The organism is Citrobacter sp. RHBSTW-00986 (genome assembly GCF_013783065.1).
Classification (GTDB): Bacteria; Pseudomonadota; Gammaproteobacteria; order Enterobacterales; family Enterobacteriaceae; genus Citrobacter; species Citrobacter braakii.
On the sequence record NZ_CP056200.1, the window covers coordinates 1,203,321 to 1,223,764 of the forward strand.

Here is a 20,444-nt window from a genome sequence, read left to right on the forward strand (position 1 = left end):
TTTCGTCGTCACCCGCATCGAAGCACCAACATTGCTCGACGAGGAGCCACAAGCCAACGAACGACAGGATAACGACATCCAGTGGACGCGCATCGTCGAGCTGGATTTCGTGCCGTACCCGAGCGTTGAGCGGCCCGATATTATCAAGATGGACTATCGTCGATGCTACGCTGATCCACGCGCCCAGTTCATCCAAGAACCAGGACGGCAAGCGCGACCCGGAAATGCACCAGACCAAGAAGGGGAACCAGTATTACTTTGGCATGAAGGCGCACATCGGCGTTGATGATGAATCGGGGCTGGTACACAGCGTGGTGGGCACGGCAGCCACCGTGGCGGATGTCACCCAGGTCGACAAGCTGCTGCACGGCGACGAGAACGTCGTCTGCGCCGATGCCGGCTACACCGGCGTCGAAAAGCGCTCCGAGCATGCCGACCGAGAAGTGATCTGGCAGGTCGCAGCACGCCGCAGCACCTACAAGATGCTCGATAAACGCAGCGCCCTGTACAAAGCCAAGCGCAAGATCGAGAAAGCCAAGGCGCAAGTGCGAGCGAAGGTAGAGCCCCCGTTTCGCGTGATCAAGCGGCAGTTCGGCTACACCAAGGTACGTTTCCGAGGGCTGGTGAGGAACACTGCACAACTGGTGACGCTGTTTGCCCTGTCGAACCTATGGATGGCCCGCCGACATTTGCTGGCAAGCGCAGGAGAGGTGCGCCTGTAATGCGGAAAATGGCCGTCGCAAGGTGCTCGCGACGGCTGAAAGCACCGAAATGAGCGGGTGATCCGATCGTTTTTGATCGGTTCACCGCTTTCAAAATCAGCAGTGGCTGAAGTCAGCCGGAAATACAGGGCTACTTCAGACCATCCCTAGCTAGGGCTCGTAGTTCGGCGCAAGGCTGAAGTCGCTTGGCTGCTTCGCTGTGCAGATCCATGACCCACTTTCCATCAAACTCCCGGTTGTAGTTCCACAAGCATCTCGCGAGTCTTGCCGGCCCGCTCCACTAACAAGACCACAACATCTCCAACGTTCTTGTCGTCTAGCCGGGCCTGTAATGTGGTGACGTCGTCGACGGCGATACCGTCGATGCTGATAACGCGATCGCCGGGCACGATGCCGCCTGCGGTGACCTCGACGCCGACGAGCCCGGCCCTGTGCGCCGCCGAGCCCGGCGTCACGCGCAATACGAATACGCCCTTACTGCCGGTCAGCGCCTGCAGACGCGCGTTGATCTGCTCATCCACCTCGATGCCCAGTGCCGGACGGATGTACTTGCCGGTCTTTATGAGTTGCGGCACCACGCGCATGACGGTATCGACCGGCACCGCAAAGCCTATGCCGGCCGAGGCGCCAGACGGACTGTAGATGGCGGTATTGATTCCGATCAGCCGCCCAGCCGAATCGAGCAGCGGGCCACCGGAATTGCCGGGGTTGATGGCGGCGTCGGTCTGGATCAGGTGATCGATGGCCGGGCCGCCCGCTTCTCCCGGCAACGAGCGGTCGAGCGCGGAGACGATACCAGTGGTGAGCGTCCAGTCCAGGCCGAAGGGGTTGCCGATAGCGAACACCTTCTGACCCACCTTGAGGTCGGCACTGGTGCCGACCGGCACGGCCGGCGGGCGCTTGAAACCGACGCCGATCTTGAGCACGGCGATGTCGTGCGCGGGGCTCGTCCCCACCAGCGCGGCCTGGTAGTCGCGGCCGTCGGCCAGTTTGACGGTGGCTTCGGACGCGCCCTGGATGACGTGGAAGTTGGTGACGACGTGGCCGGCGTCGTCCCAGATGAAGCCCGAGCCAGTGCCGCGCGGCACGGAGAACACGTTGCGCGTCCAGACATCGCGTACTAATTGCGCGGTGGTGATGTAGACCACCGAGGCGCGCGATTTTTCGAACAGTTCGATGGTGGTTTTCTCGTCCGCCGCCAGATCGCCACGCGCCATCACGGTGCGTTCTGCTGCCTCGCGCGGACTGAACCATGCCTCGATGGCGGGCAGAAACTGCCACAGCAGCATGAGCGCGGCAATGCAGGCGGTGATGAAGAGCCCGCGCCGGACGAAGCGGTCCGGCGCGGGGCGTTGGTACGGGTCGAGATAGGCCATGAGACGTCTCCTGTTGATGGGCAATCAGCGCCACAGCCCGCTCGGGCGCCAGCGCGGTGGGCGCGTCGCCAAAGCAGATTCCGGCAAAAAATGGGGCGCGCGGAGTGGCAACGCTGATGCTGGCCCAGGCGCCAACGTCAGCAGGCGTGCGATGCGCTCTTGCGTTGCCGGACGCGTGCGCAAGCAGGAGGGCTCGGGATTGCCCCATCCCGACCATGGCCAGGCACGCCAGGAGCGGCTGACCCGCTCGATTTTCGCCAGCGCGGACGCCAGCCCCTGCGGGTCGCCAGTCAGTTCCGCCGCAAGGCGGTCAGCGTCGAACTCACGCACGCGAGACAAGCCGAGCTGTGCGAGCAGGGCCAGCTGGGGCGATGCGGCCAATAACAATAGACCAGGCCAATAGACCTCCGCCGCGCCAACCAGCTGCGCGGGCAGGCTGAGCAGGATCGCGATCTGTCCCATAAGGGCCAGTAGGCTCGTGAGGCGACTGTCGGAATCCGCCAGCCCCATGACACGCAGATCCTCATTAGCGATGTGCGCGACCTCGTGCACGAGCACACCCGCCAGCTCGCGTGGGCTCAGGCTGCGCAGCAGGCCATCGGTGAGGGCGATCGATGCCTCCTGCTTCGAGCCGGTGGCGAAGGCGTTGACGACGGCACTGGGCACATAGTGCGGCACCGGCGTGGCGGGCAAACCGGCACGGGCGGGCAGCTCGCGCAATAGGGCCCACATCTTGTGGGCTTCTTGCGGGTGCAAGGCCCGTACGCGGTACAGGCGCAAGCTCAGCGCCGACGCGGCTACCGGTTCCAGCAGCAACGCACCTGCAATGGCAAACAGCGCGAGCCACAGGCAGCCTTCCCCAAACGGCAGTCTCCCTGCTGCGGCTGCGATCCCGACCAGGGTCAGGACCAACAGCCCGGTCTGCAGGCGGTTGAGCCAGCGGTGTTGCAAGAGCGCCGTGCGCGGATCACTGGGATGATGACGGGTCATGCTCAGAGGTCTCGGCGGCGCGGTCGCCGCGCTTGCGCAGCAGCCAGTAGGTCGCACCCAGAGCCAGCGTGGCGCTAGCCAGCGCGGCTATCTTTGCGGGGCTCGCGTTGGAGTCGAGGATCACGAACTTGCGGGAGAGTGCGATCAGCGCGATCAGGACCACCGTCTTGACCTGGATGATGCTGTCCCGACGCTGCGCCACGCGCACGATGGAATGCTTGAACTCCATCGCGATCAAGAGCGTCATGATCATGCCGAACACGCTCTGGAATACCTCGTGGTCCAGGGGATTGAAGGCATCTAGAACCAGCAGCGTGAAGACGATGGAGATGAGCTGGAACAGCGACACCACGATGATGACGGCGATCACCGCCGACAGCACGAGCGCGACGACCTGCTCGAAGCGCTCGTAAAAACTCATGATGGCCAATTGGTCACGTAAGACCTGAAATGGGTTAAGGCGTGTTGATTTCATGACGATGAACTCCCTGGAAAACGGCTGCTGTCGAGACGGCGGCGCATTGCGCTGATGTGTCCTTCAATCAGCTCGGTCGACATGCCAAGCGTCGACATCACCTGTTCCGCCAGCCCAATAGCTGCGGCAAAGGATTGCTGATACACGCGCACGTTGGGCATGGCGCGAAATGCATCGGCCGCGGTCGTACTTCTGCATGACACCCACAAGGTCAGCGCCGGACGGCGCTCGGCAATCGCCTGGGCGATGCGCAACGCTTGCTGGGCATGGGCGAACGTCAGCACCACCAAGTGCGCATGCGTCAAGCCGGCAGCCAGCAAGGTATCGGGCCGACTGGCATCGGCATGGAACACCGGCGCGCCGGCGGCACGCGCGGCCTCGACCTTCTGCGCGTCCGCCTCCAGCAGCAGATGCGCCACGCCGGCGTGGCGAAGAATCTCGCTGACTGTCAGGCCAAGCTCGCCCGCGCCGCAAATGATGACATGGTCTCGATATCGCGTCGTCTGCGCGGCGATCTCGACTTCTTCAGCCTGGGGTGGCTGAATGACGCCGCCGGTGCGGCTCAAGAACCGGGCAAGTACATCGTGATGGCGGATCAGTAGCGGTGCCAGGGCCATGCTGAGCACCAGCGCGACCAGCATGGGTTGGACGACGGTCGCGGGGATCAGATGCTGCTGCAAGACCGTGCCCAACAACAGCAGGGCGAACTCGCCGCCGTGCCCCAACGCTATGCCCGTGCGCCAGGCATCGAGGGCGGACAGGCGCGTCGCCCGCAAGGCCAGCGTATTGAGCAGGATCTTGACCGGTACCAGCACCACCAGCCACGCCAGCACCGCCAGCGGTGCCGAAAGAATCTGTGCTGCGTCCAGTTGCAGGCCGATGGTCACGAAGAACACGCCCGACAACACATCGCGAAACGGCCTGAGGTGGCTTTCCATGTGGTGCCGGAAGTCGCTCTCGCCCAGCACCATCCCGGCGAGGAAGGCCCCCAGGGCGGCAGATACGCCGACCGCGTGCGCAGCGGCGGCGGCGGCCACCACCACGCACAAGGAGACGAGCACGAACGATTCCTCGTGGCCCCGCCGCGCCACCCAGCCCAGCAGGCCATGCAACAGACGGCGCGAGGCGAGGGCCGCTGCCGCGAACAGCAGCAGCACACCGAATACTTCGAGCAGCACATGCTCGATCTTCGGCGACTCGCCGCGCGCCCAGATCGCCAGCAAGGCCAGCAGGGGCACGCTGGCCAGGTCCTGAAAGACCAGCACGGCGATGGCACTGCGTCCGTGGCGGGTGGTGAGCTCGCCTTGGTCGGCCAGTTGTCGGCTGACCAGCGCCGTGGACGACATGGCCGCCGCAGTGCCGAGCAGCGCGGCGCTCTGGCCGGGCTGCCCCAGCCACATCAATAGCAGGATCAGCGGCGGGGCCACGGCGATCATCTGCAGAGCGCCCGCCATCAGCACCGTCCTGCGGGCGAGCCAGAAGTCTCCGAGGGAGAATTCCAGTCCGACCATGAACAACAGCAGCGCCACGCCCAGCTCGGACAGAAAGCTCAGCGTCTCCCCCGGCGCGATCACGCCGATGACTGAGGGGCCCAGTACAACGCCGACAGAGAGATACCCCAGCAAGGCGGGCACTCTGAACGCCGCCGTCGCCATCGCCGCCAGGCTGCAAGCCGCCAGTAGGATTAGTGTAGTGCCGAGCAAGCCCTGCATCGGTCAGCGTCCCACTTGCGTCGACGTCCAGCGCACGATGTCCTGCGCGCCCATCACGCCGGCCTGACGGGCGATCTCCCGCCCACCCTGGAACAGGGCGAGCGTCGGGATGCTGCGGATACCGAACTGCGTGGCCAGGTGGGGCTCAGCCTCGGTATTCACCTTCGCCAGCCGGATCCTCGGTTCGAGCTGGTGCGCCGCTTGCTGGAACTGTGGCGCCATCATCTTGCACGGCCCGCACCATGGCGCCCAGAAATCGACCAGCAGCGGCAGATCGCTGCGCTCCACGTGGCGCGAGAACGTCGCCGTGGTCAACTCGATGGGCTCGCCCGTGAACAAGGGCTGCTGGCAGCGGCCACAGTTGGGATGTTCCGATAGCTTCGCAGTCGGTACGCGGTTGATGGACTGGCAATGCGGGCAGACAAGGTGAAGATCATTCTTCATGGTTCGCCTCCTTGGACCACAGTGAGGCTGCCTCGTTTCGGGTCACAGACAATGCCGACCAATCAACGCTTTGGAGCCAATCGTTCCCGTTTTTGCTTACTCCGGCCTCTTCCAGATGAGCAGCGATGAATGCTTCGGCCTGCATGAGCCACCTTCGGACAGCATCTTCCTTACTAGGAATCAGCAGGATTTCAGAGACGCTGCTGGCATTCAACCCGTCCACACGGATAAGCAGAAAAATGCGCCGCCACAAACGCGGCATGTCCTTCAGCAGGTCAAATGCAAAAGCGAACTCGCTCGACCGATCAATCAGCTCCTCCTGTTCCGCGATCGTTGCGACATCGGGATGCTGACTGCCAGCGAAAATATCGGCCAGCTTGAGTGTGTCATCGTGCTGATAAAATTCGAAGATTTCCTCTTCCACCATGGCCTCGGCCACGTCTTGGGCATCCGGTTCGACCGGCGCGTCCAGAGAAACGGATTCGCCAAATTGCCGGCTGCTTGCCACTTCGTTATCCAGGACGGCGAACAGATGCTTCAAAAGACCGGTGTAAGCCTCTTTTTCCCCCGGCACGGATTGCCATTCCACCTTAGCTCGGACAATCGCTTCATCCACCACGTCGCGCAGCGTCGGATAATCGCGCGGTAAATCGCCGACGGCCCGCAGATAAGCCAGCTCACGCCTTGCGACAGCCTCAAGTTTCGACAGTAGAGGCATTCGGGGCACCTCGGCCTCATGGGCGGCTGATGCGGGTTTTGCGGCAATCTGCACCTTGAGCTCGCGCAAGCGCTCGCGTCGTGCTTTGCGCTTGATTTGATCCTGAGCATGCAGTCGGTCAAAATGCTTCTTGGCCTGACGGAACAACGACTGTGCGAGCATCTGCGCGAGGGGCGTCAGCTCGTTATGTGATGCAGTAACGCTGACAATCTTTTTGCCGGGCAGGTGCATATAGCCACTGGCCAGAAATTGCCGCTTGATCTTATCGCGATCAAGGACGATTTGAAGTCGCGCTGAATCTTTAGTGTGTTTGTCGAGCAATGGCTTGAGGGCGTGCTCGATCACATTTCCCAAAGCTCTCTGCCAAGGTTCATGAAACTCTTTGTCGATAGCTCGATAGCTATATTGTATCTGCATGTATGACTCCTTCGATGTCATTTCTATGGAGGCATGAATCGAGGATGCTCATATCCATAGATTTTGGTTTGGCACGCTCTTACCCCAGGCGCGTTTTGCGAAGACTCCAACTCAAGAACAAAAGCGTGACGCCATAGACTGCCGCATGGAAACCCAACAGCCAGCCTGCGGCCACGAATGACTCGACCGGACGGGTAAAAAATATCCACAAGACGATAGCACCAAGGATAATCGAGAGCAGTCCACTGAGGGCAAGCCAGATTTCACCCTTGATTTCCCGACGCAGCCGAACGGCGGCGGATATCTCCAGCACACCGGTGAAAATCGCCCAGAAGCCCACGCTAGCCCATAAAAAAGAAGCCAAGACTATCGTGGCGACCCAAGGAGCAACCAGGACGACGACGCCCGTAAGTATGCCGACAATGCCGCTGAACAGCAGCCAGCCCCAGCGCTCTTTTTTCTGGATATGGCGCACCGCTGCAAACAAGTTGAACGCGCCATTGACCAAGGAAAATGCGCCGAACATGATGGTCATGGCCAACAGAGCCGATTGTGGCATCCAGAACGCGAGGGCTGCAAAAATCAATGCCAAGACACCGCGCAGCACAAAAAGCCACCAATTTTGGCTCAGCGAACACAGTGCTTTGGTGGGGTCATCCGCATTGGAATTGGCGATGGTGTCTGTGTTCATGCAATATCTCCTAAAGATCTATACAAAATAAAAAATCAAACACTCATGGGACAAGAGAGGGGGCGCTATGCGCCCCCTCTCCAGCGGTTTCAGAACAACCTGGACAGTTTTGCCTTGACTTCATCGAGCCAGCCTTTTCCGCAGCCTCCCCCTCCCGTCTTTTCCTTGATTTTCTTGAGTTCAGCGTACAGGGGCTCAAAGTCCTTCCTTTTTCCATAGCCCAGCAGTTCTGCCATTTCCAACTGCTGCCGGGCTTCGTTCAACAATGTCTCCAGGCGCTCATTGGATGCTTCGCTGCGCTGACCATCTTCTACCAGGGGCTCGGCGCGCTTCAGGAGCAGCTTCGCACGCAGGACGGGCAGCGGAAGCACGCTGCGCTCCTCGACCAGCGTGCTGAGCGCTGACTGCAGCGCGGCTTTGGCTTCTTCGATCTTGCCCTGATCGATCAGCGGCACGACTGCCTTCACGGCTGCGGGATAGGACGCCAAAGGGATGTTGGTGACCGTGATCACGATTTCACTGGCCAGCAAAGCCAGCACGTGGCGAGCCTGTTGCACCTCGCCATGTTTGAGGGCATCCAGCGCCTCGTCGGTCATCGCCTCAATGGTTTCCGTGTTGGCGAACAAGTCGTGCACGATGGTGCGCACATCAACGCCGGCCAGGGCGAGCGTGGGTTCGCGCGCGACGATCAGCTCCAGCTTTCCCGTCACTTCGGCCAGCGTTGCCAATGCGCGTGCAGTGTCCTTGCCGTCAAGTGCGGCCAGCGCTGATTTGGTCAGCGACAAGGCCGAGACTGCCTCATCGAGGACTTGTTTACGTTTGTCTGCCGCCTGTGAGTCCGTTTCTTTCTGAACCTCAGGCTGTACCTCCGTGACGACTTCAGGCTTGGACTCTGGACTGACAGGAAGGCTGCTTACCGCGGCCTGTTCGTTTATTCCTTCGTTCGTCGCATTGGGATTCGGTGTTTGCTCATTCATGGTGATATGCCTCGTATGAGATAGTGAAAATAGGCGAATCTATTGGGGCTGAATGCGAACATCGCGAGACTGACCGGCAGAGCAGTCAGCCCCTTCATCACCTCAAAACAGCTTTTGGATGCGCGTCTTCAACTCGTCGAACCATCCCTTGCCGCTTTTGCCACCAGCCGACTTTTGCTCAATGGACTTCACCTGATCGAAGATGGGTTTGAAGTCCGCCTTCTTGCCATAACCCAGGATCTGCGCCATCTCGATCTCCGTGCGCACGGACGACAGCAAGGTGCTGAGCTCCTCGTTCTGCTTGGCATCGCGCCTGTCGGTCTCGGCCAGCTTTTCAGCTTTTGCCATCGCGGCTTCGGCCCGTAGCACGGGCAGAGGAAAGGCGACCGAGGTCACCACCAGCGTGTTCAGTGCTCGGACGAGTTCCGCTTTGGCGTTGTCGATCTCGCCGCTGTCGATGAGCCGTGCGGCCGACTTGATCGCTGCCGGGTACGTTGCCATCGGAAGGTTGTCGGTTTGGATTACGATTTCGCTGGCCAGATTGGCAACGATGGGCCGGGCCTTTTGCACCTCGCCATCACCCAACAACTCCCGAGACAACTTGACCGCTTTCTTTACCGATTCCACGTTGGCGTGGATATCGTGGGTGATGACGCGTACATCGACCGGCGCTAAAGCAAGTTTGGCGTCGCGTGCCAATACCAGTTCCAGCTTTCCGCTGGCCAGTTCCAGCGCAGCAAGCGCCTCCTTGGTATTCTTTGCATCAAGGAGGGTCAAAGCCTCCTGGGTCTTGGTGAGCGCCGTGATGGCGTCTTGAGTGAGCTCGGCACGCTTTTTATCGGCTTCCCGGGCGGCCTTGTCATCTACCTGTGGCTGTGCCGCCTTGGATGCGGCAGAGGGTGCTGCAGCACCTGGGCTAGAACCTGCCGCCGATTGGGCCAGAGCCGGTCCGCTCAGTCCGACGACGACCGCCAGGGCAAGTGCGGAGAAGGTGTATTGTGGCTGTTTGATATTCATGATCTTGGGCTCTTGGTTGAAGTTAGTTGACTGAGATTTCAATCTGTTTCGGTTTGGCTTGCTCGGCCTTGACAAGCCGCACTTCCAGCACGCCGTCTTTCATGGAAGCCGTCACCTTGGTCGGATCAACGTTGTCAGGCAAGACAAAGCTGCGCACAAAGCGGCCATACGCACGTTCGATGCGGTGGAACTTCTTGCCCTGCTCCTCTTTTTCCAGTTTGCGCTCGCCGCTGATGGTGAGCACACCGTTTTCCGCGCTGACGCGCACGGCATCCTTGGGGACCTCCGGCAGATCCAGCTTGAGGAGGAATGCGTTCTCATCCTCGCTGATGTCCGCCATTGGTGCCCAGTCCGCCGTGGTCATGGCTTCGTTGCCGGTACGGGCGCCCTGTCGCTGGGGTATTCGTCCGAACATCGTCGCCAGGCGGTTTTGCAATTCATCCAGTTCCCGGAAGGGGTCCCACGGAGTCAATGCAGACATATCGGTTCTCCTTGAACAATGCCGACGAATTGGATGACGCACTGAACAGAGCCGTCGGTTTACTCTGAATGGCACCTACTACTGTTTTCAGTTCCGAACAAGTCCTTGAGTCAATTGACGGATATCGCTTTCGTCGAGCGTTTCCCGCGCCAGCAGCTCGCGCGCACAGCGCTCCAGCACCGCGCGGTTGATGTCGAGAATCCGGTAGGCGTGCTCGAACACGCCCATCACGATGCGTCGCTCGCCGACTTCTTCTTGCGCGAGCCTTTGCCAGCGTCGCCGTGCGGCGTCTCGGTCGCCTTCGCGACATCCGGCTGCTCCGGCTCGGCCGGGGTCTGCGGTAGCTCTTTGCGTTCGAACACCACGCGTTCGGCCTTGTCGTCCCAGCGTGCGCTGGCGTGATCGCCCTTGCCGATGCTGCCACCGAGCATCTCGCGCGCCAGCGCAGTTTCCAGCTCGCTGCGGATCAGGCGCTTGAGTTCACGCGCACCGAACTCGGGTTTGTAGCCTTCTTCCGCGAAATGGTCGATCAGCGTCTGATCGAAAGTGAGCGTCACGCCCTGGCTGGCGGCGCTGCGCGCCACGCGATCGAGCTGCAGGCCGACGATGTGGCGGATCTCCTCCTTGCCCAGCGCATGGAAGACGATGATCTCGTCGATGCGGTTGAGGAACTCGGGCCGGAAGTGGCCGCGCAGCACGTCCATGACCTCGGTCTTGGTCTTTTCGTACTCCTCGTCGGCCGCCCCACGCGCCTTCAGCCGTCGCTGGATGATGTCCGAACCCAGGTTGGACGTGGCGATGATGATGGTGTTGGTGAAATCCACCACCCGGCCCTTGCCGTCGGTGAGGCGACCGTCGTCGAACACTTGCAGCAGGATGTTGTAGACGTCAGGGTGTGCCTTCTCGATCTCGTCGAGCAGCAGCACGCTGTAGGGCTTGCGCCGCACCTTCTCGGTGAGCTGACCGCCTTCGTCGTAACCGACATAGCCCGGAGGCGCGCCCACCAGCCGCGCCACGGTATGGCGTTCGCCATATTCCGACATGTCGATGCGCAACAGGGCGTGCTCATCGCCGTAGATCGATTCGGCCAATGCCTTGGCGAGCTCGGTCTTGCCCACCCCGGTCGGGCCCAGAAACAGGAAGGTAGCCACCGGTTTGCTGCCTTCGCGCAGGCCGGCGCGGGACAGCCGCACGGCATCGGCCACGGCACGGACCGCCTCGTCTTGTCCCACCAGGCGCTCGTGCAGCCGTTGTTCCAAGTGCAGCAGCTTTTCGCGCTCTTCCACCGTCAACTCGTTGACCGGGATGCCGGTCAGGCGCGAGACGATCTGCGCCACGTGTTCCGCCTTGACCTCTGCACTGCCGGAGGCCCGCTCCCGCTCCCAGTTCTCGACGAGCTTCTTGAGCTCGGCCTCCTTGGCTTCGATGCGCTTGCCGAGCTCGGCGGCCTGGTCGTACTGCTTGCGCGCGGCCACGTAATCCTGTTCACGCCGCAGCTGGTGCAGTTCGGACTCCAGCTCCTGCACGGCCACCGGCCGGGCCGTGGCCGACAGCTTCACGCGCGCGGCCGCCTGGTCGAGCAGGTCGATCGCCTTGTCCGGCAGGAAGCGCGCCGTGATGTAGCGGTCGGACAACTCGGCCGCCGCGATGATCGCGTCCTCGGAGATGCTGACCTTGTGGTGCGCCTCGAAGGTGTCGCGCAGGCCGCGCAGAATCATGATGGTCTGGGCCACCGTCGGCTCGGGCACCGTCACCGGCTGGAAGCGCCGCTCCAGTGCGGCATCCTTCTCGATGTATTTCTGGTACTCGTTCAGCGTCGTGGCGCCGATCAGGTTGAGTTCACCGCGCGCCATCATCGGTTTGAATACGTTGGCCACGTCCAGCCCGCCTTCGCCACCGCCCTGGCCGGCACCGACGATGGTGTGCACCTCGTCGATGAACAAAATCAGCTCGCCCTGGTGCTCGGTCACCTCCTTCAGCACCTTCTGCACGCGCTCCTCGAACTCGCCGCGATATTTGGCGCCGGCCACCATGGCGTTGATGTTGAGTTCCACCAGGCGCTTGTCGCGCAAGGTCTCGGGCACTTCACCCGCCACCATGCGCTGCGCCAGCCCTTCGACGATGGCGGTCTTGCCCACACCCGGCTCGCCGATCAGCACCGGGTTGTTCTTCTTGCGCCGGGCCAGCACCTCGATGGTGGTTTCGATCTCCTGCGCGCGGCCGATCACCGGGTCGAGCTTGCCGTCGCGCGCCATCTTGGTCAGGTCGCGCGAGTACTTGTCGAGTTCTGGCGTGTTGGTCGGCGTCTCAGCGCGTCCATCCTCGGCGCCCTTGCCGACCACCTTGCTGACCTGTTGGCGCAGCGCCTGCGGCGTCAGGCCGTAGCGGCGCAGCAGGTTGGCGGCCAGCCCTTCGCCTTCCTCGGCCAGACCAATCAGGAAATGCTCTGGACCGACATAAGAATGGCCGAGTTCATTGGAGGCCACGAAGGCGCGGCTGAGCGCATCCTTCACGCGCGGCGACACGCCGATCTCGCCCTCGAAGGGCTTGTCCCCGCGCTTGGCCTCAGACTCGATCTGCCGCTTGAGGTCATCGACCTTGATCTTGAACTGACCCAGGATGGTCTTGACCACGTCGCTGTCGGCCAGCGCCAGCAGCAGATGTTCGGTATCCACCTCGGAGCGGCCAAATTCGGCAGCGTGTTTGGCGGCCTCCTGCAACAAGGCTTCCGACTGTTCGCTGATGCGGCTGGCCAGCCCACTGCCGCGACGGCGCGGCGCACCCGAACCTGCGGCGGCGGGCTCGCCAAACGAGGCATCGACCACGTCATCGGTATCGGCGGCAACTGGCGTCGCGTCGTCGCCGATGCGGAAGAAGTCACTGCCGAGGAAGTCCTCGAACAGGCCGCTGCGCGAACCGAACAAGGCTTCCAGCGGCGAAACGGTGCGCTTTTGCTGGCGCACTAATTGCCGGTAATGGTCGTCGCACAACAGCATGGTGCTGTGACGACCGTTGAGATTGGCTTCCACCCGCACGGTGGCGGGTTGGCCGCAGACCTGGCATTGTTTTCTGGCCATGCTGATGCTCCTTAGAAGGTTGAAAAGGTTGAGGCGACGAGGCATCGCGAGCCGCGACACCTCGTCTCGGGACGGGTTTTTCTTGTGACGAACGAGCCGGCGACGTCAGCCGTTGATCGGGATCGAGCGTCCCTGCTTCGGCGCGCTGACCTCGCGCTTGTCGATCGTGACCGTGAGCACCCCGTTCTTGAACGATGCCTTGATCGAATCCTGGTTGGCGTCGTCAGGCAGGTTCAAGGCACGCTGAAAGCTGCCGTAGGAGCGCTCCACACGGTGGAAGCCACCTTCCTTCTTCTCCTGTTCCTGGCGCTTCTCGCCACGCACCATCAGCACGTCGTTGTCGAGGGTGATCTGGATGTCCTTCTCCTCGACACCGGGCACTTCCAGGGCAATCTTGTACTGCTTGTCGGTTTCCTGGATGTCCAGGGCCGGCTTCAGCATGCCCGACCAATCGGATGGCCACTGCGGCATGTTCAACGCCGGAAAACCGAAGCCCCGGAATGCGTCATCGAACAGCCGGTCGATTTCCCGACGCAGTTGCAGGATCGGGCTGACTGGCCCGCTCGCCGCTGGCAGGTCATTGCGCTGCACCGGCAGGGAAGAGGCGGTCTGCTGCTCTTGCTGCTCGTTCTTGAACCAGTTCCAGGGAGCCAACTTCTTGAAATCGATGTCCATGTCATACCTCCAGAAAAATTGGAAAACGAGTTACTCAAGCCCTTTGCCTGCTGCGACGGGCAGTGCGCCCAGGCGACACGGGCTGCTCGGATGACTTCTGCTGTTCACGCTTGCGCATCACCTCCTTCTTTGCTCCGGCTCGGGTCTGATCATTGATGCACTGATCGATTTCACTTTGACGAAGCCGCCACGTCCCGCCCACCTTGAAAGCCGGAATTTCCCCGTGTGCGGCGAGCCGATAAAGCGTCCGCTTGCCGACTTTCAAGTACGCAGCCAATTCATCGAGCGTGAAAATCACCTGTAGGTGCGCTTTCATCTCACCCTCTCCAATCGCGTCGCTTTGCGGTTCCGGCCAAGGAAATCCTTGCAATACTTTGTAATACTAGACCTACTATGAAAAACTTCAGGAGTCAAGAGTCAATGTGCAGCGTTCTCCCGCCCCATTGATGCAGGTCAACTGCTCAGGCAAGGCACAGGGGGGCGGCCTGATCAGGCAATGGACAGCGCCTGGCTCCTCAGCCTGCGTGTGCCACAGGCGCCTCGATCAAACACCGATCCTCACGTTGTAGCCGAGTGCCCGCAGCCCCTTGCTTGTCTGCATGTTCCTTGGCGGAAACTCGTCTGGGCGCGCCCAGACGACGATTTCCCCGAGGCTGCTCAGGCCAACGTGCGGAATTGCCCAGTCGTCGCTGCGGATCGCGTTCCAGAGTCGGGCCGAAACACTTCCGTTGCCCCAGACAACGTAGTTCAACAGTATCCGTCCGGCCAACACACCTTCCCGACACCGCCGCCGAAGGCCATGGCCCATCAAGCGGATTTTCCATGCGCCCTCAGCGCCGTACCTACAGCAAATCTTTCAAGGCCCAGGTCATTCAGGAGTGTTCTGAACCCGGTGCCTCCATCGCAAACATCGCCTTGGGCTACAGCCTCAATGCCAACCTCGTCCACAAATGGATTCGCCTGCTTACCCAGAAAACCACGGCTATCCAGCCAGCGTTCATCCCGTTGCCTTCTCAAATGCTCGGCGCGGGTTCGCATGCTCAAGCGCGCTGCTGCGATCATGAGTTTGATCCAGTCGGCCCGTAATAATGGGCACGATCCGTATGCCTATCTCAAGGATGTGCTGAGACGGTTGCCGACGCAGCGAGCTAGTGAGATTGCAGAGCTGCTGCCGCATAGGTGGCATCCGGCATAGTCGCGCAAGATGGTTTGCCCGCATGCTTACGTTCAACAGCTCAAGCACCGTCCGCCCTTCGCGGGATCGTTGCCGCCAGAGCCACACGCCGAACTTTTCCACCTTGTCGTCGCCGGCCTGCGGTCAGTCAGGCAAGCCCAGGTGCGAGCCTGTACATATATTTGTGTAATTGCCTGATTTTGATATGTTCAATTCAACATCAAATGAAGGTTAAATTATGGACGACAAACAATTGCAGGCTCTGGCTAACGAACTGGCCAAAAATCTCAAAACCCCTGAAGATCTCAGTCAGTTCGATCGCCTGCTCAAGAAAATCAGTGTTGAGGCTGCTCTCAACGCTGAACTGACTCACCATCTGGGACATGATAAAAATCAGCCCAAATCGGGAACCAACTCCCGTAATGGCTATTCCACGAAAACCGTCACCACTACCGACGGGCCGATGGAATTACGTACTCCACGTGATCGTGATGGTTCCTTCGAACCACAACTGGTGAAGAAAAATCAGACCCGCATTACCGGCATGGACAACCAGATCCTGGCGCTGTATGCCAGAGGGATGACTACCCGCGAAATTACCTCAGTCTTCAAAGAAATGTACGATGCAGACGTCTCTCCGGCGCTGATATCGAAAGTCACCGATGCCGCAATCGACCAGGTTGTAGAATGGCAAAACCGTCCTCTGGATGCGATTTATCCCATTGTTTATCTTGAATGTATTGTCCTGAAAGTACGGCAGGACAGCCGGGTTATCAACAGAGCGGTGTTCCTGGCTCTGGGTATTAACCTTGATGGTCAGAAAGAGCTGCCAGGTATGTGGCTGGCCGAAAATGAAGGTGCAAAGTTCTGGCTGAATGTACTGACGGAACTGAAAAATCGCGGGCTGAACGATATCCTTATCGCCTGTGTGGACGGCCTGAAAGGCTTCCCGGAAGCGATTAATGCCGTCTACCCGGAGACGCAGATCCAGTTGTGCATAGTACACATGGCACGCAACAGCCTGCGGTTCTTGGCGTGGAAAGACTATAAAGCGGTAACCCGTGACCTGAAACAGGTTTACCGCGCAGCCACGGAAGAAGGCGCGTTGCAGGCGCTGGATGCGTTCGGGAAGGAATGGGATGCACGGTACCCGCAGATAAGTCGCAGCTGGCGGGCAAACTGGCCGAATGTTGCCACCTTCTTCGTGTATTCGGAGGCGATCCGCAAGGTTATCTACACCACTAACGCAATCGAATCGCTGAATAGCGTCATCAGACATGCGATAAAGAAACGGAAAGTGTTCCCGATAGATGAATCGGTGAAAAAAGTGGTGAGGCTGGCTATCCAGTCAGCCTCACAGAAATGGACGATGCCACTTCAGGACTGGCGGATAGCCATGAGTCGCTTTATTATCGAGTTCGGTGACCGCCTTGACGGTCACTTCTGAGAAAGGCATTTACACAGAATGGTAAACAGGCTCATTCATACAGGGACAGCGGTAGAACAATACAGCCTGAATGGTGATTCTCTGCAAGCGGGAGCGCTTCGTGATTCTGCTACATCATCCCTAACCAGTACCAATAGTGCGCTATCGTACAACCTTTCACCTGTATTCAATCTAAATCTTGAAGCGTCTGTTCCGCTCACTATCGCCAGCGATAGCTCAAGATTGAGTGATTACATTGATTTCCAGGCGAGAGCCTCACAAGCCAGTTTTACACAGTCGCTAACCTTGTCAGCCTTGAGCGGTCAGAGCAGCACAGGCGGGTGATACATCAAAGGGGCGTAAGCCCCTTTGATGGTTTCAACACTAAAGCAATGAATCCACATTTTTAAAAGGGACAGATTTAAAAAGATACCCCTGTAATCCCCAAATCCCCACCTCACGCAGTAACCCCATATGTTCTCTATTCTCAATCCCTTCAATAATAATTTTGTCGCAGTGTTTTTGAATGGAAGCAATCAGCGGGTAGAAGGTTGGATTCTGCACCTGCTCATTAAGGAAGGTGCGAACAAGTTCCTGATATGAGATCATCATATTCATCCGGAGCGCATCCCAGAGGGACATCATGAGCCATCAACTCACCTTCGCCGATAGTGAATTCAGCACTAAGCGCCGTCAGACCCGAAAAGAGATTTTCCTCTCCCGCATGGAGCAGATTCTGCCATGGCAGAATATGACCGCTGTCATCGAGCCGTTTTATCCCAAGGCGGGCAATGGCCGACGGCCCTATCCGCTGGAGACCATGCTGCGTATTCACTGCATGCAGCATTGGTACAACCTGAGCGACGGTGCCATGGAAGATGCCCTGTACGAAATCGCCTCCATGCGCCTGTTTGCCCGATTATCCCTGGATAGCGCCCTGCCGGATCGCACCACCATCATGAATTTCCGCCACCTGCTCGAGCAGCATCAACTGGCCCGTCAATTGTTCAAGACCATCAATCGCTGGCTGGCCGAAGCAGGCGTCATGATGACCCAAGGCACTTTGGTGGATGCCACCATCATTGAGGCACCCAGCTCTACCAAGAACAAAGAGCAGCAACGCGATCCGGAGATGCATCAGACCAAGAAAGGCAATCAGTGGCACTTTGGCATGAAGGCCCACATTGGTGTCGATGCCAAGAGTGGCCTGACCCACAGCCTAGTCACCACCGCGGCCAACGAGCATGACCTCAATCAGCTGGGTAATCTGCTTCATGGAGAGGAGCAATTTGTCTCAGCCGATGCCGGCTACCAAGGAGCGCCACAGCGCGAGGAGCTGGCCGAGGTGGATGTGGACTGGCTGATCGCCGAGCGTCCCGGCAAGGTAAAAACCTTGAAGCAGCATCCGCGCAAGAACAAAACGGCCATCAACATCGAATACATGAAAGCCAGCATCCGTGCCAAGGTGGAGCACCCGTTTCGCATCATCAAGCGGCAGTTCGGCTTCGTGAAAGCCAGATACAAGGGGCTGCTGAAAAACGATAACCAACTGGCGATGTTATTCACCCTGGCCAACCTGTTTCGGGTGGACCAAATGATACGTCAGTGGGAGAGATCTCAGTAAAAACCGGAAATAACGCCAGAAATGGTGGAAAAAATAGCCTAAATAGGCTGATTCGATGTGTTTGCGGGAAAAAAATCGGCCCAGATCCGCGAAATTTTAATCAGCGAGTCAGCTTGGGAAGAAATGACCTGCTTATTCGCACCTTCCCTGACTGCCCCCACACACACCATAACAGGGATATCCCCAGCAACCTGTTTTGCCAGAGTCGCGACACGTTTGCGCTGCTCCGGGGTTAGATAGGCGTAGCTACCGGTAGACCCCAGAATACCCATTGAATCCACCCGTGCCGTCGTAAGGCGGGCCAAAATATTATTGAATCCCTTTTCATCGACGCCGTTGGCGGTAACAGGGGTCATTGGGAAAGCAGACAAGCCGGTGAACATGGTGTTTCTCCTCAATGGTATTACGGTTGTTGCTCTTCAATGAGAGTTACGTCAACCCGCAGACCTGGCATCATTGCTTCGAGGCCATCGGTCAGCATCTTCCCGGCTTCGTGAAGTTTTTCCAGTGGCATTTGTGGCAGACTCTCCAGAATAAACCACATGTACTGTGCTTCCACATCTAAGCGGGTTCTGACTCCTTGTCGCCAGTTCCAGCGACGGCAGGTCACACCGGCATCATCACGCCAGATAACTTCACCTTGCGAAGGATATTCAACGGCGATTTCACCCTCTTTTACCGTATCAAACGGCTCAGTGCCTGTTGCCACAACGAGGCGTGGTAGCCCCTGATAGGCAGCAATGTTCTCGCCCCCCACCGGCACGGCGTAGCGAAGGCTAACGGCATTATAGAGATCAACGATGGGGTCAAGTGCTGGCATCGCGCCGTCACGTAATACACGCTTACGTAACGCATCAGCTGAACAAGGGGTGCGTTTAGGCTTAGCGCCAAACGTCTGAAAAATCTCAGCCCATGCAGCTAAATGCGATTCTGCCCACTCAGGCTCACCGACAAGAACCGCTTCACAAGCTTCTCTCAGCGCTGTTTCACCAATATCAGGGTTCAGCACCGGCGCAGCGTTTACATAGATACTGAGTGCCCGGAAACCGGGTGCAATACGATAAATTTCAGGGGCAATTGACGGAGATACTGTTAACACGGAATAATCCTGTAATGACCAATTTAAATCATGATAATGACCAATGACTAAAAAAGTCAATTTAATGACCGATGCTGGTTCGATTGCCAGCACAGTAAATGAAGCTGTATCTCAGCGGATTAAGCTGTATCGCAAACAAAAAAAAATCTCCCTTGATGAACTCTCCCGCCGGGCGGGCGTCAGCAAGGGTGCACTGGTTGAAATTGAGGGGTGCCGGGCAAATCCCAGTATTGCTCTGTTGTGCCGCCTGGCCGTCGCGATGGGGGTTTCGGTGGCAGACTTTGTGGATGTCAGTTCGAAACCAACGGTGCATCTCATCGCTGAAGAGGAAATCCCCGAATTATGGCAAGGCGAAAAAGGCGGACGAGCCAGACTGCTTGCAGGATCAGGTGGCCCTGATATGACCGAGATGTGGATGTGGGAAATGCAACCGGGGGAAAAGTTTGCTTCCCCCGGCCACACAGATGGAACGCTTGAATTGTTTTACGTCCAGGAAGGCACACTCACACTGGGTGTACAAGATCACCTGTATCAAGTGAACACCAACTGTTCGGCAACCGCGAGAACAGACGTTGCGCATTGCTATGAAAACCGAGGAGCGAGCCCATTGGTGTTCATCATGACGGTACATGAGAAATCATCCTGAGAGTTACCCAACATACCGTTCGGTCCTGTCTCGTCACATATTCGTTTACAAGGAGTTAATCAGTGGATAACCCGCATCTCAGTTTTACTAAAGACCTGTTTACGGTCACAACCGATCCCGCCTTTTTTGAGCTGGAAGCCATTCATGATTACCTTTCGCAATCGTCCTGGGCTCCTGGTATTGATATAGAAACGGTCAGTGTATCTATCCAGAACAGCCTTTGTTTTGGCCTACTGGATGGCACAAGACAGATCGGTTTCGCCCGTCTGGTGACAGACTTTGCCACTTTTGGTTATTTGTGCGACGTCTACGTGCTGAACGACTATCAGAAAAGTGGCCTCGGTCGTTGGTTGATTGAATGCTGTCACGCCCATCCATTGATGTCACGCCTGCGACGGATAATGCTGGTCACTGACAGCGCCCCTTGGCTATACCAGAAAATGGGGTATCTCCCGTTGAACCGACCAGACTTTGTCTGGCAGATCAACCGACCAGACATGTATCGTAAAACCGAAGGTAAATGAAGACTGTTTGGAGAGTAATATAGACTGTCAATCCGTAGGGCTGAGCATCTGCTGCGGAATAATTTGGCATATTCGCGAGACAACGTTGAGACGTCTGCTTGAGGCCCGGAACTTAATGTCAACTTAGCCATAGCCCATCTTCCACTTCTTTGCGCTATCTCGTTTATGAACCTAGTCAT

Annotated in this window: 23 protein-coding genes and 4 pseudogenes; 9 read left to right on the top strand and 18 right to left on the bottom strand. The window is 58.6% G+C overall.

What is annotated here, in order from left to right:
• Window positions 1-146: 146 nt before the first annotated feature.
• A pseudogene (locus HV345_RS05925) lies at window positions 147-722 on the top strand (IS5 family transposase); the annotation flags it as partial.
• Window positions 723-946: 224 nt separating this feature from the next.
• Here the strand turns inward: HV345_RS05925 and HV345_RS05930 are convergent.
• From HV345_RS05930 to HV345_RS06000, 15 genes are all read right to left on the bottom strand, one after another.
• Entirely contained in the window at window positions 947-2,098 is a 1,152-nt protein-coding gene (locus tag HV345_RS05930; protein WP_000323729.1) for a S1C family serine protease, read from the bottom strand.
• A gap of 24 nt (window positions 2,099-2,122) precedes the next feature.
• A complete protein-coding gene (locus HV345_RS05935; protein ID WP_016154555.1) occupies window positions 2,123-3,088 on the bottom strand; it encodes a zinc metalloprotease HtpX in 966 nt (321 codons plus the stop codon).
• Entirely contained in the window at window positions 3,066-3,563 is a 498-nt protein-coding gene (gene psiE-GI, locus HV345_RS05940; RefSeq protein WP_016239752.1) for a heat resistance protein PsiE-GI, read from the bottom strand. The genes HV345_RS05935 and psiE-GI overlap by 23 nt, the downstream gene beginning before the upstream one ends.
• Window positions 3,560-5,275, bottom strand: a complete 1,716-nt coding sequence (gene kefB-GI / locus HV345_RS05945) for a heat resistance system K+/H+ antiporter KefB-GI (RefSeq protein WP_019077719.1) — start codon at window positions 5,273-5,275, stop codon at window positions 3,560-3,562. Before kefB-GI ends, psiE-GI begins: the two co-directional genes overlap by 4 nt.
• Window positions 5,276-5,278: 3 nt before the next feature.
• A complete protein-coding gene (gene trx-GI / locus HV345_RS05950) occupies window positions 5,279-5,719 on the bottom strand; it encodes a heat resistance system thioredoxin Trx-GI (protein ID WP_000786816.1) in 441 nt (146 codons plus the stop codon).
• The gene (locus HV345_RS05955; protein WP_019077720.1) at window positions 5,709-6,854 is read right to left on the bottom strand and encodes a hypothetical protein; all 1,146 of its coding nucleotides are present in this window, start codon (window positions 6,852-6,854) and stop codon (window positions 5,709-5,711) included. Before HV345_RS05955 ends, trx-GI begins: the two co-directional genes overlap by 11 nt.
• Window positions 6,855-6,933: 79 nt before the next feature.
• Entirely contained in the window at window positions 6,934-7,545 is a 612-nt protein-coding gene (gene hdeD-GI, locus HV345_RS05960) for a heat resistance membrane protein HdeD-GI (protein ID WP_001090779.1), read from the bottom strand.
• Between the two features lie 89 nt (window positions 7,546-7,634).
• Window positions 7,635-8,522, bottom strand: coding sequence for a heat resistance protein YfdX2 (gene yfdX2 / locus HV345_RS05965; RefSeq protein ID WP_019077722.1), 888 nt, complete (start codon window positions 8,520-8,522; stop codon window positions 7,635-7,637).
• Between the two features lie 102 nt (window positions 8,523-8,624).
• Complete coding sequence (gene yfdX1, locus HV345_RS05970) at window positions 8,625-9,539, bottom strand: heat resistance protein YfdX1 (protein ID WP_049043024.1); 915 nt, start codon at window positions 9,537-9,539, stop codon at window positions 8,625-8,627.
• Between the two features lie 22 nt (window positions 9,540-9,561).
• Complete coding sequence (hsp20-GI, locus tag HV345_RS05975; protein WP_001275372.1) at window positions 9,562-10,020, bottom strand: small heat shock protein sHSP20-GI; 459 nt, start codon at window positions 10,018-10,020, stop codon at window positions 9,562-9,564.
• An 87-nt stretch (window positions 10,021-10,107) separates the two neighbouring features.
• Window positions 10,108-10,248 carry a hypothetical protein gene (locus HV345_RS05980; protein WP_016154560.1) on the bottom strand — a complete coding sequence of 47 codons (141 nt, stop codon included), beginning with the start codon at window positions 10,246-10,248 and terminating at the stop codon, window positions 10,108-10,110.
• Window positions 10,248-13,097: a heat shock survival AAA family ATPase ClpK gene (gene clpK / locus HV345_RS05985; RefSeq protein ID WP_049043027.1), complete on the bottom strand. Its 2,850-nt coding sequence runs from the start codon at window positions 13,095-13,097 to the stop codon at window positions 10,248-10,250. Before clpK ends, HV345_RS05980 begins: the two co-directional genes overlap by 1 nt.
• 105 nt (window positions 13,098-13,202) lie before the next feature.
• Window positions 13,203-13,772 (bottom strand): small heat shock protein sHSP20, encoded by a 570-nt coding sequence (gene hsp20, locus HV345_RS05990; RefSeq protein ID WP_000350437.1) that lies wholly within the window; start codon window positions 13,770-13,772, stop codon window positions 13,203-13,205.
• Between the two features lie 34 nt (window positions 13,773-13,806).
• On the bottom strand, window positions 13,807-14,088 hold the full coding sequence (locus HV345_RS05995) for a helix-turn-helix domain-containing protein (protein ID WP_000643630.1): 282 nt from the start codon (window positions 14,086-14,088) through the stop codon (window positions 13,807-13,809).
• Between the two features lie 228 nt (window positions 14,089-14,316).
• Window positions 14,317-14,580 (bottom strand): hypothetical protein, encoded by a 264-nt coding sequence (locus tag HV345_RS06000; RefSeq protein WP_001295708.1) that lies wholly within the window; start codon window positions 14,578-14,580, stop codon window positions 14,317-14,319.
• Between the two features lie 14 nt (window positions 14,581-14,594).
• Here HV345_RS06000 and HV345_RS06005 point away from each other — a divergent pair, with 14 nt between their 5' ends.
• From HV345_RS06005 to HV345_RS26655, 4 genes and pseudogenes are all read left to right on the top strand, one after another.
• Window positions 14,595-14,858 carry a transposase gene (locus HV345_RS06005; protein WP_001247776.1) on the top strand — a complete coding sequence of 88 codons (264 nt, stop codon included), beginning with the start codon at window positions 14,595-14,597 and terminating at the stop codon, window positions 14,856-14,858.
• Window positions 14,803-14,967: pseudogene (locus HV345_RS06010) on the top strand (transposase domain-containing protein); the annotation flags it as partial. The gene HV345_RS06005 and the pseudogene HV345_RS06010, both read left to right, overlap by 56 nt.
• 217 nt (window positions 14,968-15,184) lie before the next feature.
• Window positions 15,185-16,393 (top strand): IS256 family transposase, encoded by a 1,209-nt coding sequence (locus HV345_RS06015; protein ID WP_049043034.1) that lies wholly within the window; start codon window positions 15,185-15,187, stop codon window positions 16,391-16,393.
• Between the two features lie 96 nt (window positions 16,394-16,489).
• Window positions 16,490-16,717, top strand: a pseudogene (locus HV345_RS26655) (hypothetical protein); the annotation flags it as partial.
• Between the two features lie 39 nt (window positions 16,718-16,756).
• Here HV345_RS26655 and HV345_RS06020 read toward each other — a convergent pair.
• Window positions 16,757-17,017: a hypothetical protein gene (locus tag HV345_RS06020; protein ID WP_162648843.1), complete on the bottom strand. Its 261-nt coding sequence runs from the start codon at window positions 17,015-17,017 to the stop codon at window positions 16,757-16,759.
• On the opposite strand from HV345_RS06020, the gene HV345_RS06025 reads away from it, so the two are divergent.
• Both HV345_RS06025 and HV345_RS26660 read left to right on the top strand, forming a co-directional pair.
• Window positions 17,016-17,996 carry an IS5-like element ISKpn26 family transposase gene (locus tag HV345_RS06025; RefSeq protein WP_000019441.1) on the top strand — a complete coding sequence of 327 codons (981 nt, stop codon included), beginning with the start codon at window positions 17,016-17,018 and terminating at the stop codon, window positions 17,994-17,996. The genes HV345_RS06020 and HV345_RS06025 overlap by 2 nt on opposite strands.
• A complete protein-coding gene (locus HV345_RS26660) occupies window positions 17,978-18,232 on the top strand; it encodes a hypothetical protein (protein WP_305955147.1) in 255 nt (84 codons plus the stop codon). The genes HV345_RS06025 and HV345_RS26660 overlap by 19 nt, the downstream gene beginning before the upstream one ends.
• On the opposite strand, the pseudogene HV345_RS06030 reads toward HV345_RS26660, so the two are convergent.
• Both HV345_RS06030 and HV345_RS06035 read right to left on the bottom strand, forming a co-directional pair.
• Window positions 18,134-18,379 (bottom strand): annotated as a pseudogene (locus HV345_RS06030) (dihydrodipicolinate synthase family protein); the annotation flags it as partial. The gene HV345_RS26660 and the pseudogene HV345_RS06030 overlap by 99 nt on opposite strands.
• Window positions 18,380-18,399: 20 nt before the next feature.
• Window positions 18,400-19,095: a B3/4 domain-containing protein gene (locus HV345_RS06035; protein ID WP_019077727.1), complete on the bottom strand. Its 696-nt coding sequence runs from the start codon at window positions 19,093-19,095 to the stop codon at window positions 18,400-18,402.
• A gap of 43 nt (window positions 19,096-19,138) precedes the next feature.
• On the opposite strand from HV345_RS06035, the gene HV345_RS06040 reads away from it, so the two are divergent.
• Entirely contained in the window at window positions 19,139-19,741 is a 603-nt protein-coding gene (locus tag HV345_RS06040; protein ID WP_001581470.1) for a helix-turn-helix domain-containing protein, read from the top strand.
• 62 nt (window positions 19,742-19,803) lie between these two features.
• Window positions 19,804-20,265, top strand: a complete 462-nt coding sequence (locus HV345_RS06045) for a GNAT family N-acetyltransferase (RefSeq protein WP_019077728.1) — start codon at window positions 19,804-19,806, stop codon at window positions 20,263-20,265.
• The last annotated feature ends 179 nt before the right edge of the window (window positions 20,266-20,444 follow it).

Bases quoted from the DNA above. Each gene is read 5' to 3' on its own strand.
- HV345_RS05930 (WP_000323729.1), bottom strand. From the start codon at position 2,098: ATGGCCTATCTCGACCCGTACCAACGCCCCGCGCCGGACCGCTTCGTC.
- HV345_RS05935 (WP_016154555.1), bottom strand. From the start codon at position 3,088: ATGACCCGTCATCATCCCAGTGATCCGCGCACGGCGCTCTTGCAACAC.
- psiE-GI (WP_016239752.1), bottom strand. From the start codon at position 3,563: ATGAAATCAACACGCCTTAACCCATTTCAGGTCTTACGTGACCAATTG.
- kefB-GI (WP_019077719.1), bottom strand. From the start codon at position 5,275: ATGCAGGGCTTGCTCGGCACTACACTAATCCTACTGGCGGCTTGCAGC.
- trx-GI (WP_000786816.1), bottom strand. From the start codon at position 5,719: ATGAAGAATGATCTTCACCTTGTCTGCCCGCATTGCCAGTCCATCAAC.
- HV345_RS05955 (WP_019077720.1), bottom strand. From the start codon at position 6,854: ATGCAGATACAATATAGCTATCGAGCTATCGACAAAGAGTTTCATGAA.
- hdeD-GI (WP_001090779.1), bottom strand. From the start codon at position 7,545: ATGAACACAGACACCATCGCCAATTCCAATGCGGATGACCCCACCAAA.
- yfdX2 (WP_019077722.1), bottom strand. From the start codon at position 8,522: ATGAATGAGCAAACACCGAATCCCAATGCGACGAACGAAGGAATAAAC.
- yfdX1 (WP_049043024.1), bottom strand. From the start codon at position 9,539: ATGAATATCAAACAGCCACAATACACCTTCTCCGCACTTGCCCTGGCG.
- hsp20-GI (WP_001275372.1), bottom strand. From the start codon at position 10,020: ATGTCTGCATTGACTCCGTGGGACCCCTTCCGGGAACTGGATGAATTG.
- HV345_RS05980 (WP_016154560.1), bottom strand. From the start codon at position 10,248: ATGGGCGTGTTCGAGCACGCCTACCGGATTCTCGACATCAACCGCGCG.
- clpK (WP_049043027.1), bottom strand. From the start codon at position 13,097: ATGGCCAGAAAACAATGCCAGGTCTGCGGCCAACCCGCCACCGTGCGG.
- hsp20 (WP_000350437.1), bottom strand. From the start codon at position 13,772: ATGGACATCGATTTCAAGAAGTTGGCTCCCTGGAACTGGTTCAAGAAC.
- HV345_RS05995 (WP_000643630.1), bottom strand. From the start codon at position 14,088: ATGAAAGCGCACCTACAGGTGATTTTCACGCTCGATGAATTGGCTGCG.
- HV345_RS06000 (WP_001295708.1), bottom strand. From the start codon at position 14,580: ATGGGCCATGGCCTTCGGCGGCGGTGTCGGGAAGGTGTGTTGGCCGGA.
- HV345_RS06005 (WP_001247776.1), top strand. From the start codon at position 14,595: ATGCGCCCTCAGCGCCGTACCTACAGCAAATCTTTCAAGGCCCAGGTC.
- HV345_RS06015 (WP_049043034.1), top strand. From the start codon at position 15,185: ATGGACGACAAACAATTGCAGGCTCTGGCTAACGAACTGGCCAAAAAT.
- HV345_RS06025 (WP_000019441.1), top strand. From the start codon at position 17,016: ATGAGCCATCAACTCACCTTCGCCGATAGTGAATTCAGCACTAAGCGC.
- HV345_RS06020 (WP_162648843.1), bottom strand. From the start codon at position 17,017: ATGATGTCCCTCTGGGATGCGCTCCGGATGAATATGATGATCTCATAT.
- HV345_RS06040 (WP_001581470.1), top strand. From the start codon at position 19,139: ATGACTAAAAAAGTCAATTTAATGACCGATGCTGGTTCGATTGCCAGC.